The organism is Xanthomonas sp. CFBP 8151, from assembly GCF_011761885.1.
GTDB classification, from domain to species: Bacteria; Pseudomonadota; Gammaproteobacteria; order Xanthomonadales; family Xanthomonadaceae; genus Xanthomonas; species Xanthomonas arboricola_B.
Genome location: NZ_JAASQZ010000001.1, coordinates 1,607,293 through 1,620,613, shown reverse-complemented (window position 1 = coordinate 1,620,613; position 13,321 = coordinate 1,607,293). Strand labels below are relative to the sequence as shown.

Annotated in this window: 11 protein-coding genes and 1 pseudogene; 7 read left to right on the top strand and 5 right to left on the bottom strand. The window is 66.9% G+C overall.

What is annotated here, in order from left to right; translation table 11 throughout:
* Nucleotides 1-62 precede the first annotated feature (62 nt).
* The 4 genes and pseudogenes from FHT08_RS20195 to FHT08_RS06790 form a co-directional block, all read left to right on the top strand.
* Nucleotides 63-143, top strand: a pseudogene (locus FHT08_RS20195) (YaiI/YqxD family protein); the annotation flags it as partial.
* Between the two features lie 79 nt (nt 144-222).
* Nucleotides 223-771 (top strand): YaeQ family protein, encoded by a 549-nt coding sequence (locus FHT08_RS06800; protein ID WP_024939301.1) that lies wholly within the window; start codon nt 223-225, stop codon nt 769-771.
* Nucleotides 768-1,949, top strand: coding sequence for an NAD(P)/FAD-dependent oxidoreductase (locus tag FHT08_RS06795; protein ID WP_166774640.1), 1,182 nt, complete (start codon nt 768-770; stop codon nt 1,947-1,949). The genes FHT08_RS06800 and FHT08_RS06795 overlap by 4 nt, the downstream gene beginning before the upstream one ends.
* Nucleotides 1,950-2,067: 118 nt before the next feature.
* Nucleotides 2,068-4,137: an EAL domain-containing protein gene (locus tag FHT08_RS06790; protein ID WP_104537104.1), complete on the top strand. Its 2,070-nt coding sequence runs from the start codon at nt 2,068-2,070 to the stop codon at nt 4,135-4,137.
* A gap of 120 nt (nt 4,138-4,257) precedes the next feature.
* Here the strand turns inward: FHT08_RS06790 and htpX are convergent, their stop codons facing one another.
* Nucleotides 4,258-5,136: a protease HtpX gene (htpX, locus tag FHT08_RS06785; RefSeq protein WP_166774639.1), complete on the bottom strand. Its 879-nt coding sequence runs from the start codon at nt 5,134-5,136 to the stop codon at nt 4,258-4,260.
* A gap of 97 nt (nt 5,137-5,233) precedes the next feature.
* On the opposite strand from htpX, the gene gluQRS reads away from it, so the two are divergent.
* The 3 genes from gluQRS to phaR all read left to right on the top strand — a co-directional run bounded on the left by gluQRS (nt 5,234) and on the right by phaR (nt 7,685).
* Nucleotides 5,234-6,133 carry a tRNA glutamyl-Q(34) synthetase GluQRS gene (gene gluQRS / locus FHT08_RS06780; protein WP_166774638.1) on the top strand — a complete coding sequence of 300 codons (900 nt, stop codon included), beginning with the start codon at nt 5,234-5,236 and terminating at the stop codon, nt 6,131-6,133.
* An 84-nt stretch (nt 6,134-6,217) separates the two neighbouring features.
* The gene (locus FHT08_RS06775; protein WP_104604811.1) at nt 6,218-6,958 is read left to right on the top strand and encodes a beta-ketoacyl-ACP reductase; all 741 of its coding nucleotides are present in this window, start codon (nt 6,218-6,220) and stop codon (nt 6,956-6,958) included.
* 160 nt (nt 6,959-7,118) lie between these two features.
* Nucleotides 7,119-7,685: a polyhydroxyalkanoate synthesis repressor PhaR gene (phaR, locus tag FHT08_RS06770; protein ID WP_166774637.1), complete on the top strand. Its 567-nt coding sequence runs from the start codon at nt 7,119-7,121 to the stop codon at nt 7,683-7,685.
* A gap of 46 nt (nt 7,686-7,731) precedes the next feature.
* On the opposite strand, the gene FHT08_RS06765 is transcribed toward phaR, so the two are convergent.
* The 4 genes from FHT08_RS06765 to FHT08_RS06750 all read right to left on the bottom strand — a co-directional run bounded on the left by FHT08_RS06765 (nt 7,732) and on the right by FHT08_RS06750 (nt 13,318).
* Nucleotides 7,732-8,697 carry a TraB/GumN family protein gene (locus tag FHT08_RS06765; protein ID WP_166774636.1) on the bottom strand — a complete coding sequence of 322 codons (966 nt, stop codon included), beginning with the start codon at nt 8,695-8,697 and terminating at the stop codon, nt 7,732-7,734.
* 15 nt (nt 8,698-8,712) lie between these two features.
* Complete coding sequence (locus FHT08_RS06760) at nt 8,713-9,651, bottom strand: DUF1684 domain-containing protein (protein WP_166774635.1); 939 nt, start codon at nt 9,649-9,651, stop codon at nt 8,713-8,715.
* Nucleotides 9,651-11,507 carry a DNA mismatch repair endonuclease MutL gene (gene mutL, locus FHT08_RS06755; RefSeq protein WP_166774634.1) on the bottom strand — a complete coding sequence of 619 codons (1,857 nt, stop codon included), beginning with the start codon at nt 11,505-11,507 and terminating at the stop codon, nt 9,651-9,653. The genes FHT08_RS06760 and mutL overlap by 1 nt, the downstream gene beginning before the upstream one ends.
* A gap of 137 nt (nt 11,508-11,644) precedes the next feature.
* Nucleotides 11,645-13,318, bottom strand: a complete 1,674-nt coding sequence (locus FHT08_RS06750; RefSeq protein WP_166774633.1) for an N-acetylmuramoyl-L-alanine amidase — start codon at nt 13,316-13,318, stop codon at nt 11,645-11,647.
* Between the last annotated feature and the right edge of the window lie 3 nt (nt 13,319-13,321).

The window sequence follows — 13,321 nt, the reverse complement described above, 5'->3', positions numbered from 1 at the left end:
ATTTTTTACTGTCAGGGCGGATCCGACCACCTGTCAGGCCCTTTCCCTCTCGATTTCAGCACATGAATACGCCTGCCCTGCCGTCCCGCCCGCATATCTGGGTCGATGCCGATGCCTGCCCCGCGGTCATTCGCGACATTCGTTGATGGCGCGGCGCTGACCGCGCCATGCCGGGATTGCAGCGCGGGCGTATCATAAGTGCCCTTTGCAACCGGCATCCTGATGGCCCTTACCGCCACCGTCCGCAGGGCGGAACTCCAGATCAGCGACATGGACCGTGGCTACTACGCCAACCATTCGTTGACCCTGGCCCAGCACCCCTCCGAAACCGACGAGCGCCTGATGGTGCGGCTGCTGGCGTTCGCCCTGTTCGCCGACGACCGCCTGGAATTCGGCCGCGGCCTCAGCAACGAGGACGAACCCGACCTGTGGCGGCGCGACTACACCGGCGACCCGGACCTGTGGATCGACCTCGGCCAGCCGGACGAAAGCCGGGTGCGCAAGGCCTGCAATCGGTCGCGCGAGGCGGTGGTGATTGGCTATGGCGGCCAGGCCACCGAAACCTGGTGGAAGAAGCAGGCCAACGCGCTTAGCCGGCAGCGCAACCTGCGCGTGATCGAGCTGGACTCGCAGGCCACCGAAGCGCTGGGCGCGCTGATCCAGCGCGGCATGCGCTTCGACGTGATCATCCAGGACGGCGAGGTGCAGATGCTGGCCGACCACGGCAGCGTCACCCTGACCCCGATGGTGCGGCAAGCCCCGGCCGAATGAGCATGCGTTGCGACGTGCTGGTCGTCGGTGCCGGCGCGGCCGGACTGATGAGCGCCTTCACTGCGGGCCGGCGCGGCCGCCAGGTGCTGGTGATCGACCATGCCAACAAGGTCGGCAAGAAGATCCTGATGTCCGGGGGCGGCCGCTGCAACTTCACCAATACCGGCACCACGCCTGGCAACTTCCTCTCGGCCAACCGTCACTTCTGCAAGTCCGCCCTCGCCCGCTACAGCCCGCTGGATTTCGTGGAGATGGTCAAGCGCCACGGCATCGCCTATCACGAGAAAGAGCTGGGCCAGCTGTTCTGCGACATCTCGTCCAAGCAGATCGTGCGCATGCTGCTGGACGAGTGCGACGCGGCGGGCGTGCAGGTGCGTACCGACTGCAAGGTGCTATCGGTGCAGCGCGGCAGCGACGGCTTCAGCGTGGAGACCAGCCAGGGACGCGTGCAGGCGCAGTCGCTGATCGTGGCGACCGGCGGGCTGTCGATTCCGAGCATGGGCGCCAGCGGCTTCGGCTATGCGCTGGCCCAGCAGTTCGGCCACGCGCTGTTGCCGACGCGCGCCGGATTGGTGCCGCTGACCCTGAGCGGCAAGCACCAGGAACGGCTGCAGGACCTGTCCGGGCTGGCGCTACCGGTCCAGGCGCAGTGCAACGGGGTCAGCTTCCGCAACTTCATGCTGGTCACCCACCGTGGCGTCAGCGGCCCGGCCATCCTCCAGATCTCCTCGTATTGGCAGCCCGGCGACGACCTGCGCCTGGACCTGCTGCCCGGCCAGGATGCCGCGGCATGGCTACGCGACCAAAAAAAACAGCGTGGCGCCACCGAACTGCGCAACGTGCTGGCCGACGTGCTGCCGCGGCGGTTCGCCCAGCGCCTGTGCGAGGTGTGGTTGCCGGACAAGCCGGTCCGCCAGCTTGACCCACCGCAGCTGCAGGCCGCAGCGGACCTGCTGGCCGCCTTCCCGCTGATCGCCAGTGGAACCGAGGGCTATCGCACCGCCGAAGTCACGCTGGGAGGTGTCGATACCAACCAGGTCTCCAGTGCGAGCATGGAATCGCGGCTGGTGGCCGGCCTGTACTTTGTCGGCGAGGTGCTGGATGTGACCGGATGGTTGGGCGGCTACAACTTTCAATGGGCATGGGCGTCCGGTCATGCCGCCGGAAGCGTCGCATGATCCCGGCATCGACATATGGAAACGTGGCCTGAGTCTCACCCCGGATGCGGCCCTGTCCACAGACATGGACGCAGACGAGTTCCTTCGTGTATTAAAGCCCGTCGCTAGGGAAACGCGCATGCAAAAAGGCAAAGATCTCACCCTCCGCCTGATGATCGTCGACGACAGTGTCGAAGGCGCGGAGGCGATCGTAACTGCGTTGCGCAACGGTGGCATCGCGGTGCGTCCATCGCGGCCGCAGACTCCGGAAGAGCTCGCCAGCATGCTGTCGGGCCAGATCGACCTGGCCCTGCACGGGCAGGCGCTGCAGATTCCGATGAACGCGTTGCAGCAGCAGATCGCCGGCAGCGGCAAGGATATTCCGATCATGCTGCTGGCCGAGCGAATCGAGGAAAACGCGTTGGTCGAGGCCGCCGCGCATGGCATTCGCGCCATCGTGCTGCGTCATCGTCCCGAACACCTGCTGGCGCTGGTGCGCTCGGAATGGGCCGACCTGCAGGCACGCCGTGGCCTGCGCCGCATCGAGGCGCAGATGCGCGAAACCGAGCGGCGCTGCGACGCCCTGATCGCCTCCTCGCGCGATCCGATCGCCTACGTGCACGAAGGCATGCACATCCGCGCCAACGAGGCGTATCTGGAGATGTTTGGCTTCGAGTCGTTCGACGATGTCGAGGGCGTGTCGCTGCTGGACATGATCGCCGCCCAGTACGTCGACGATTTCAAGCAGCTGCTCAAGGCCATGTCAAAGGGCGAGCCGCCGCCGGCGCAGTACAAGGTCGACGCGCGCCGGCTGGAAGGCGACACCTTCCCGGCGACGATGGAGTTCGCCACCGCGACCTACGAAGGCGAGCCGTGCATCCAGGTGGTATTCCGCCGCCGCGAGGAATTCGATCCGGAGCTGGCGCGCGAGGTTGAGGACCTGCGTCAGCGCGACCAGGTCACCGGCCTGCTCAACCGGCCCACGTTCATGGTGGCGCTGGAACAGGCCGTGGCGCGCGCCGGCCGCAGCGAAGGCCAGTCCGGCTTCCTGTTGATCGAGCCCGACCATTACGCGCGCCTGCTGCCGGAGATTGGCCTGGATTCGGCCGACGCGCTGATCGCCGCCCTGGCCGCGCATGTGGCCAGCGTGAGCGATGACAGCGTGGTCGCCGCGCGTTTCGGCGAGCACAGCTTTGCCTTGTTGATGGACGGCAATTACGCGCGTACGCACGCACTGGCGGAGCTGATACGCGACGCCTTTGCGCAACATGTCTTCAGCATCGGCGCGCGCTCGGCCACGGTGACGGTGAGCATCGGCGGGGTGCAGATCGGCGAGAAGATCGCCAGCATCGGCCAGGTGCTCAACCGCGGCACCGAGGCGGTACGCACCACGGCCGAGCTCGGCGGCAATGCGGTCAGCATTTACGACCCGGCAGCAGGCGATCGGGCCGAAGAGGAACGCATCGAACGCTGGGTACAGCAACTGCGCGAGGCCCTGGCCGGCGACGGCTTCCTGCTGCATTACCAGCCGGTGCTTAATCTGCAGGGCGAGCCGCTGGAGCTGTACCAGGCCTTCCTGCGGCTGGAGCGCAACGGCGAGATGATGTCGCCGAACGCCTTCATGGCGATTGCCGAGGAGCACGACCTAATCACCGAGATCGATCGCTGGGTGGTGGCGCGCGCGATCCGCCAGCTCGGCGAACGGCAACGTGCAGGACACAAAACGCACCTGCTGGTACGTATCGGGCCCAATTCGTTCTCCGACCCGCAGATGATCGACATCATCCGCGAGCAGTTGGCTGTCTACGGCGTGCCGGGCGAACGGCTGTGGTTGCAGACGCCGGAATCGAAGGTGTTCACGCATCTGCGCAATGCCCAGCAGTTCCTGGCGGCGGTGTCGGCGATGGGTTGCAAGGTCGGGCTGGAACAGTTCGGCTCGGGCCTGGATTCGTTCCAGCTGCTGGCGCATTTCCAGCCGGCCTTCCTCAAGCTCGATCGCGGGATCACCGGCGAAGTGGCTTCGGCACGCGACAGCCAGGACAAGATCCGCGAGATCACCTCGCGCGCGCAGCCGGCCGGCATCCTCACCGTGGCCGAGTTCGTGGCCGATGCGCAGTCGATGAGCACCTTCTTCAGCGCCGGGGTGGACTATGTGCAAGGCGATTTCGTCGCACCGACCGGGCCGTTGATGAACTACGAGTTCGGCTGAGAGTTGTAGTCATAGCGCATCACTGCCACCTTGCGCCGCCCAACAAAAAACCTGCAAGCCGCGGGTTTTTTGTTGGGCGGCGTGAATCAATGCGCCACGCGTGCATCTGACAAGACCTTCTTACATCGGCGCACCGCTGGCGGCGCGCAGCGCAGCGATGCGCTCGGCCAGCGGCGGGTGGCTCAGGAACAGCCGGCGCAGACCATCGCCGACACCGCCGGAGATGCCGAAGGCCTGCACCTGCGATGGCAAGGTGTTCTGGCCATGGTTGAGCGACAGGCGTTCCAACGCGGCGATCATCTTGCCGCGGCCCGCCAGGTGCGCGCCACCGGCATCGGCGCGGAATTCGCGGCGACGCGAGAACCACATCGCGATCATCGTCGCGAACAGGCCGAACACCATCTCCAGCACGAACACGATGATGTAGTAGGCAAAGCCACGGCCACCGTCGCGGTTGCCCGACATGGCGCTGTCGATGACGCCGCCGACCACCCGCGCCAGCACGATCACGAAAGTATTGAGCACGCCTTGCAACAAAGCCATGGTGACCATGTCGCCATTGGCGACATGTGCGATTTCATGGCCCAGCACCGCCTCGGCTTCGTCCTGGCTCATGTTCTGCAGCAGCCCGGTGGACACGGCCACCAGCGCGTTGTTGCGGTTGGCACCAGTGGCGAAGGCATTGATTTCCGGGCCGTCGTAGATCGCCACTTCCGGCATGCCGATGCCGGCCGCCTCGGCCTGGCGCCGCACTGTCGCCAGCAACCAGCGCTCGGTCGGCGTGCGCGGCTCGGTGATCACCTGCGCACCGGTGCTGCGCTTGGCCATGAACTTGGACAGCAGCAGCGAGATGAACGAGCCGCCGAACCCGAACACGGCCGCCATCACCAGCAGGCCGCTCATCTGCGCGGGATTGACACCCAGTACCGACATCACGATGCCGGCCAGCATCAACACCGCAAAATTGGTCAGCAGGAACAGGAAAATGCGGTTGAACATGGTGCGATGACTCCACGCGAGCAGGATGACCTGCAGCGGATCTGCGGTCGTCAGCGCTTGAAATCAAGCATTCACCTGACCGACGATTCAGCCGATCATGCCAGCCCTCCCCTACCGCGGCCGCTTTGCGCCCTCCCCGACCGGCCCGTTGCACTTCGGCTCCCTGCTGGCGGCGTTTGGCAGCTGGCTGCTCGCGCGGCACGCCGGCGGGCAGTGGTGCGTGCGTGTCGAAGACATCGATCCGCCGCGTGCCGAACCCGGCGCCTCCGAGCGCCAGCTGCGCACGCTGGCCGCCTTCGGCCTGCGCTCGGACCTGCCGGTGCTGTATCAGTCCGAGCGCCATGCGCAGTACGACGCCGCCGTCGCCACCTTGCTGGAGACCGGACTGGCCTTCGAATGCAGCTGCAGCCGGGCCGACCTTGCCGGCATGGGCGGCATCCACCACGCCTGCGTGGCGCCGCTGGGCGCCCGCCGCGCGGTGCGCCTGCGGGTGCCGCCACAGCCGCCGGTCGGTTTCGACGACGCACTGCAGGGTCGCGTGGTGCAGGACGTGCATGCCGAGGTCGGCGACGTGGTGCTGCGCCGCGCCGATGGCTACTGGGCGTACCAGCTGGCGGTGGTGGTCGACGATGCTGCGCAGGCCATCACCGATGTCGTGCGCGGCGCCGACCTGCTCGACTCCACCCCGCGCCAGTTGCTGCTGCAGCGCGCACTGGGCCTGCCGCAACCGCGCTACCTGCACCTGCCGCTGATCCTGGACCACGCCGGCCGCAAGCTGTCCAAGTCGCACGCTGCGCCCGCGCTGGACGACGCCGATCCGCAACCGGCCCTGCACGCCGCCTGGGCGGTGCTGGGACAGCAGCCGGCGGCATTGCCGCGCCATGCGGCGCTGGACACCTTGCTGCAGCATGCGGTGCAGCATTTTACGCCACAGCGGCTGCCCCGGCACCTGCATCTGGACGCGAACGGACGCGCATCGAAGCCCCGGCGTGACTAGAATTGCGCCCCAGCAATGGCGTCGGGCCGGGCAGCGTGCCCGTGCCCTGCCCGCCCCCAGTCTTACCTGTCCATTGGAGTCGTCATGACATCTCGCGTCGTATTGGTCACCGGCGGCACCGGCGGTATCGGCACCGCCATCTGCAAGCGCCTGGCCGACCAGGGCCACCGGGTGGCCAGCAACTTCCGCAATGCCGAAAAGGCACAGGCGTGGCAGCAGCGCATGCAGACCCAGGGCTACGACATCGCCCTGTTCCGCGGCGATGTGGCGTCCTCCGAGCATGCGCGCACCCTGGTCGAGGACGTCCAGTCAGCGCTGGGGCCGATCGAAATACTGGTCAACAACGCCGGCATCACCCGCGATACCACCTTCCATCGCATGACAGCCGAACAATGGCACGACGTCATCAACACCAATCTCAACTCGGTGTTCAACGTTACCCGCCCGGTGATCGAGGGCATGCGCCAGCGCGGCTGGGGACGGGTGATCCAGATCAGTTCGATCAATGGCCTGAAGGGCCAGTACGGACAGGCCAACTACGCTGCCGCCAAGGCCGGCATGCACGGCTTCACCATCTCGCTGGCGCGCGAAAACGCCGCGTTCGGGGTGACCGTCAATACCGTTTCGCCCGGCTATGTGGCCACCGACATGGTGATGGCGGTCCCGGAGGAGGTGCGCGCCAAGATCGTCGCCGACATCCCCACCGGCCGCCTGGGCCGGCCGGAAGAAATCGCCTATGCGGTGGCATTCCTGGTTGCGGAAGAGGCCGCCTGGATCACTGGTTCCAACCTAGATATCAACGGCGGCCACCACATGGGCTGGTGAGGTTTGCTGCAACTTTTCGATGCAGCATAAAAATCCTTGAAAATCATGCTGCGCAACATTCTTTTTTGGTGTCTCCTTAAGAAAATAAGGCCTTGTAGCGGTTGCAAGGGCTGCTGCGGTGCGCCATCCTGCGCGCACTATCGTTGTGAGTGAACGTTCCATGGCCGGACTTCGCATCATCAAGAAGTATCCCAATCGCCGTCTCTATGACACGGAAATTTCCAGCTACATCACCATCGAGGACGTGCGTCAGCTCATCATCGACGGCGAAGAATTCGAGGTACGCGACGCCAAGAGCGGCGAAGACCTCAGTCGCGCGGTCTTGCTGCAGATCATTGCCGACCGCGAACAGGACGGCGAGCCGATGCTGTCGACCCAGTTGCTGAGTCAGATCATCCGTTTCTACGGCGATTCGCTGCAGGGCTTCATGGGCAACTACCTGGAGCGCAGCATGCAGGTATTCCTGGATCAGCAGCAGCAGTTCCGCCAGCAGATGGGCAACCTGCTAGGGCAGACCCCGTGGGCGATGATGAACCAGCTGACCGAGCGCAACCTGGAGTTGTGGCAGGAATTCCAGCGCAACTTCGGTGCCGGCTTCGGTCGTCCGGGCGGCCCTGGTGTGCCGCCGCCGGGTGCCAGCGGCATGGGCAGCGGCCCGATGGGCACCGGCACGCACGGCACTGCCGGTAGCGCCGGCACCACCGGCAAGGCCCGCAACCGCGGGTAACGCAAGCGCGGCGCGTGGAGCGTGAGCCGCTCCACGACCTCGCCAATCAGCGGCCGGCCTGTTCCGCGCAAGCCGAGCAGATCCGCTCCACGTGGTAGCCACGCGCACGCAGGCGCTCCACCACGCCATCGCTTCCCAGCAAGTGCAGCGCACCGACCACCACCAGCGTGGTCCCGCTGCCTCTGCCCAGCCGCTGCTCCAGCCGCGGCACCCAGCGCGCATTGCGCTCGACATTGATGTCCTGATACAGCGCCGGGTAGTGCTGCCGCATCTCTTCGGCCATCTGCGTGGACAGGGTGCGCACATCTCCACTGCGCCAGGCCGCGTGCAGCTGACGCAGCTGATCGTTGGCGCCGGCGTCGTCCAGCGATTCCTCCAGCAGCTGATGCTGCTCGGTGGGCGACATGCCATCGAGCAAGGCAATCTGCTCTTCGGCACGCTCCAGTCCATCGGCCGGCTTGCCATTGATCTGCGCCTGCGCCATCAGATGATGGTCCAGACCGGCGTTCGGGTCCATGCCTTGCCGGCGCATCTCCGTCAGGCTGATCGTCAGCGCCACGAACCAGGGTTCCAGGGGCTGCAAGCTGTCCACCGGCATCCCGTGTTTGCGGGCGTAGGTGGCCAGCGCCTGCCAGGTCTTCGGATCCAGTGCGTCCTGCAGGCGACGCCCGTCGCTGCGCCGCGCCGCCTGCAGCATGCGGCCGGCCAGTTCGGGCGACTGCGCATCGGAGGGCGGCAGTTCGAACACCAGCCGGTCGGCCTTGGCGAAGGCCTGCATCACATCCGGCGACAACGGGTAATCGCTGGGCTTGAGCACATGGAACGAACCCAGCAGATACAGCGTGCCGCCCTTGCCATCGACCTTCCACAACAGCGGCACCGGCGGACCGGCCGGCGCCTCGCTGCCGGCGCGCGCCCAGGTCGGCGCGGCCGCCCCGCTCCATAGCGCCAGAGCAATCACCACACCGCCGCACCAGGCTGCCAGCCGGGTGCGCATGCTTGCCTTCACCATGTCGGCCTCTCCACGTCAGTGCGGCACCTTGTAGGTCTTCTCGCCGGCCGACACCGCCAGGTCGATGCGGTTCTCCGGCGGCGGCAGCGGACATGTCGCAAACGGAGTGAACGCGCACGGCGGGTTGTAGGCACGGTTGAAATCGACGACCACATGCCCGGAGGCGTCGGGCACGTCCAGATCCAGGAAGCGTCCGGCCGGATAGCTGCCGTGTCCGCTGGTGCGATCGGCGAACACCACGAACATCGGCCGCCCGGGTTCGCCGATGGTCTCCAGCCGGTACGCCTTGCCGTTGCGATCGAAGGTGATCGCCCCGGCGTTGGGCTGTTCGCTGCTGATGCCGACGATGTCCACGATCGGGATGGTCTTGCCGACATCGTTGGGCACATAGCGCGCGCTGATGCGCCAGGACGGATCGACCGGCCAGTAGTCCAGACCGGCGAAGTGGCTGCGCGATGGCGCATCGGCATGCTTGACCCGCAGCGCATTGCGGTCGCCCCGGTGGATCAGGCTCAACACGCCCTTGCCATCGTCGAAATGGATGAAGGTCGGCTGCGGGTCGCGATCGGACTGGAAGCGGACCCTGCCGGCCAGCGGCTTGCCGTCGACGGTCAATGCCGCGCCGCGCTCGGGCACGAACCAGACCGTGCCGGCCTCGGTGGCGACCATGCCCATCTTGGGCGGCCCGACCGCCAGCCTGATGCCGCTGTCGGCACTGCTGCCGATGTAATGCGCCTTCAGCGACAGCCAGTGCAGGCCGACCAGGCTGGTCCAGCCATCGGGCGCACGCAACTCGGTCAGGCGCGCTTCGCGCCAGGCCGCATTGTCGGCCAGGAAGGCCTTGTCGAGTGCGGCCGGTGCTGCCGGTGGCGGTGCGTCCTTGCCGCAGCCGGCCAGTGCCGCACACACCAGCATGCCGAGCAGCCAGCGGCTCCCCTTGTGCAGTACAGCCATCAGCGCCCCCTCAGAAACCAGCGATCGATTTCGCCCAGCGTAAACCGTGCCCAGGTCGGTCGGCCATGGTTGCATTGGCCCGAGCGCTCGGTGATTTCCATATCGCGCAGCAGTGCGTTCATTTCCGGCACGGTCAGGCGCCGGTTCGCGCGTACCGCGCCGTGACACGCCATCGTCGAGAGCAGCTCGTCGCGCGCACTGGCAATGCGCCGGCTCTGGCCATGCTCGCGCAGATCGCCGAGCACATCGCGCAACAACGCCTCCGGTTCGGCGTTGGCAAGCAGCGCGGGAATGCTGCGCACATGCAACGACTGCGGGCCGGCGCGGGTGATCTCGAAGCCCAGGCTGGCCAGCGTGTCGGCTTCGCGCTCGGCGGTATCGGCCTCGCGCTCGCCCACCGCCAGCGTCATCGGCACCAGCAGCGGTTGCGCGTGCAGGCCGATGCTGTCGTGCGCGTTCTTGAGCCGCTCGTAGCCGATGCGTTCGTGCGCGGCGTGCATGTCCACCACGATCAGGCCTTCGGCGTTCTCGGCCAGGATGTAGATGCCGTGCAACTGCGCGACGGCATACCCCAGCGGCGGCACGCCACTGTCTGCGGCAGTCGCCGGCAGGCCCATCCCCGCGCCCTCCGGCAGGGCGGCAGACTGCTGCTGCGCGCCACTGGACGGCGGCGCATACAGCGCGCTGTAGGCCGCACGCGCCTCGTCCACACGCAGGCCCAGCGGGGTCTGCGATGGCGTCCAGTGGCCGTAGCCGGCACCAGCGCCACTGCCGCCAGCGTGGCCGGGACGGTTGAACACGCCGCCCGGCGCCGCGCCGGCATCGCTGGCGCCGTCCGTGCCGATGCTGTTGGGCATCGCACCGGCGCGCGTGTGCGCCAGCGCGTCCTGCAAGGTGCGGTAGACGAAGTCGTGGATCAGCCGCGCCTCACGGAAACGCACCTCGTGCTTGGCCGGATGCACGTTGACGTCCACGCGCGCCGGATCCAGTTCCAGGAACAGCACATAGGCCGGCTGGCGGCCATGGAACAGCACATCGCCATAGGCCATCTTGACCGCGTGCGCGACGCTGCGATCGCGCACCGAGCGGCCATTGACGTAGAGATACTGCTGGTCGGTACTGGCGCGCGAGTAATGCGGCTGCGCGACCCAGCCATGCAGCCGCAGGCCGGCGCCGCTGTGATCGACGCGCAGGGCCTGCCGTGCGAAATCCTCGCCCAGCGTTTCGCCCAGCCGCGCATCCGAATACAGATCGCCCGGCTTGTAGCGACGCGACGGTTTGCCGTTGTGCGACACCCGCAATTCCACATCCGGGCGCGCCAACGCCAACGAGCGCAGCCATTCTTCGATATGCCCCAGCTCGGTGCGCTCGGCACGCAGGAACTTGCGCCGCGCCGGCACGTTGAAGAACAGCTCGCGCACTTCGACCGTGGTGCCGGGCGCATGCGCGCGCGGCACCACCTCGCTTAGGCGTCCGCCATCGATCTCCAATGCGGAGCCATGTTCGGCATCGTGGCGGCGCGAGATCAGCGCAAAACGGCTGACCGAGGCGATCGACGGCAGGGCTTCGCCGCGGAATCCGAGCGTTGCCACGGTTTCCAGATCGTCCAGCGATGCGATCTTGCTGGTGGCATGCCGCGACACCGCCAGCGGCAGCTCGTCGGGAGTGATGCCGCCGCCGTTGTCGCGGATGCGGATCAGCCGCACGCCGCCCTCCTCCAGCTCGATATCCACGCGGGTGGCGCCGGCATCGAGCGCGTTTTCGACCAGTTCCTTGACCACGGAGGCAGGCCGCTCGACGACTTCGCCGGCGGCAATCTGGTTGATCAGGATCTCGGGGAGCTGACGGATCGCCATCAGCACAGGCGCTCGCGCTGAGCGCGGACTGCGGAGCGCATTGAGGGTGTAACAGGCAAGACAGACGTCGGCACGGCAATCCGGCGGCGCGCAGGCACCGTCATCAAGGAATCAGTGCGGAATGATAGCCGAGCGGCTCAGCGGCTGCCGCCGGCCACGGTGCCGACACCGGCATCGGCTTCGGCCTGCGCACGTGCGGCAAACAGCGTGCCCGGTGGCGGCTGACGGGTGAAGAAGGTATCGATGCCGTCCAACACCGCCGAGGCGATCTTGCGCTGGTAGGCCGGGTCGATCAGCCGGCGTTCTTCGTCCGGATTGGAAATGAAGGCCGTTTCCACCAGCATCGCCGGCATGTCGGAGGTGCGCAGCACCGCGAAGTTGGCGCGTTCCAGCTGCGGTTTGTGATTGTTGCCGATCCGCTTGAGGCCGCCGAGCACGTGCCCTGCCGCATCTTCGGAGGCCTTCATGTGGCCGCTCTGCGCCAGATCCAGCAGCACATTGGCCAGCGTGCTTTCGGTCTGCTGCAGACGCACGCCGCCGACCAGGTCGGCGGCGTTTTCCTTGTCGGCCAGCCAGCGCGCGCGTTGCGAGGAAGCGCCCTTGGTCGACAGCACATAGACCGAGGAGCCGGTCGCACTGCGGTTCTCGGCAGCGTCGGCGTGGATGGAGATGAAGATGTCGGCCTTGGCGGCGCGTGCCTTCTGCGCGCGCATCGGCAACGGAATGAACACGTCGGTATCGCGCGTCAGGTACGCCTTCATGCCGGGCGTGGCATTGATCTGGCGCGCCAGCTCGCGACCGACCGCCAGGGTGACGTCTTTTTCGCGCTTACCGGTAGGGCCCATGGCGCCGGGATCCTGGCCACCATGGCCCGGATCGATGGCCACGATCAGCGGACGCATGCCCGGTGCCATCTTGATCCGCGAGGATTCACTGGGCAGTACCGGACGCGGCGGCAAATCATCGCTGTCCGCCGCGACGACGCTGCCGGCAGCCGCATTCGGCGTGGCGGCCACGGCATTGCCGCCATTCAAGATGGCAGCAGGCGATGTGCCGTTGCCTGGCATCGCCGAGACGGGCGACACCGCGGCGGTGACGCGATTGGACGTGTTGCCGGCGGTGTTTGCTGGCGCGTTGGTGCCGGTCGTCACCGCGGTCGTGGCGGTGCTTGGACGCGGTGTCGGTACACCGGTGGCGACCGTGGTCGGTACCGGTGCCGGAGTCACGCTGGGCATGGCCGAGGCAGGCACATACGGTGCGGGCGCCGGAGCAGGCGGCACCACCGACGCGCGTTGCGCAGACGCTGCCAACGCAGCAGTTGCGCGGGCAGCCTCGGATTGTGCATTGGCCGGGCGCGGTGGCGGCAGCGCGGCAGGTGCTGTTGTGGTGGTGGCCAGCATGCCGGCAACCGGCGGATCGCCCGGCCACTCGATCACCAGGGTCGATGCGCTGCCCAACGTCTGCATCTGCGGCTTCAACGGCGTCACCGGCGTTGCCAGCTCGAACACCACACGGAAGGTGCCGGGCACCGGTTGCCCGGTACGCACCGACGTCACCAGGCCGGCAGCCGGCGGCAGCTTGAGGCCGCGCACACCCGAGGAATCGGGAAAATCCACCACCAGGCGATTGGGGTTGGCCAGCGACAGGGTCTTGAATCCGCCGCTACCGGCGAGCTGGATCTCGGCACGCGTGCCGGTTGCACCGGTGCTGATGCCGACACCCTTGATCTCGCCGGCCCACGCAGCAAAAACCGCCAGGCTGAGGCTGGCGGTCAGGGCGGAAACGCAAAACTGGCGGAACCCCGGTGTCATGGC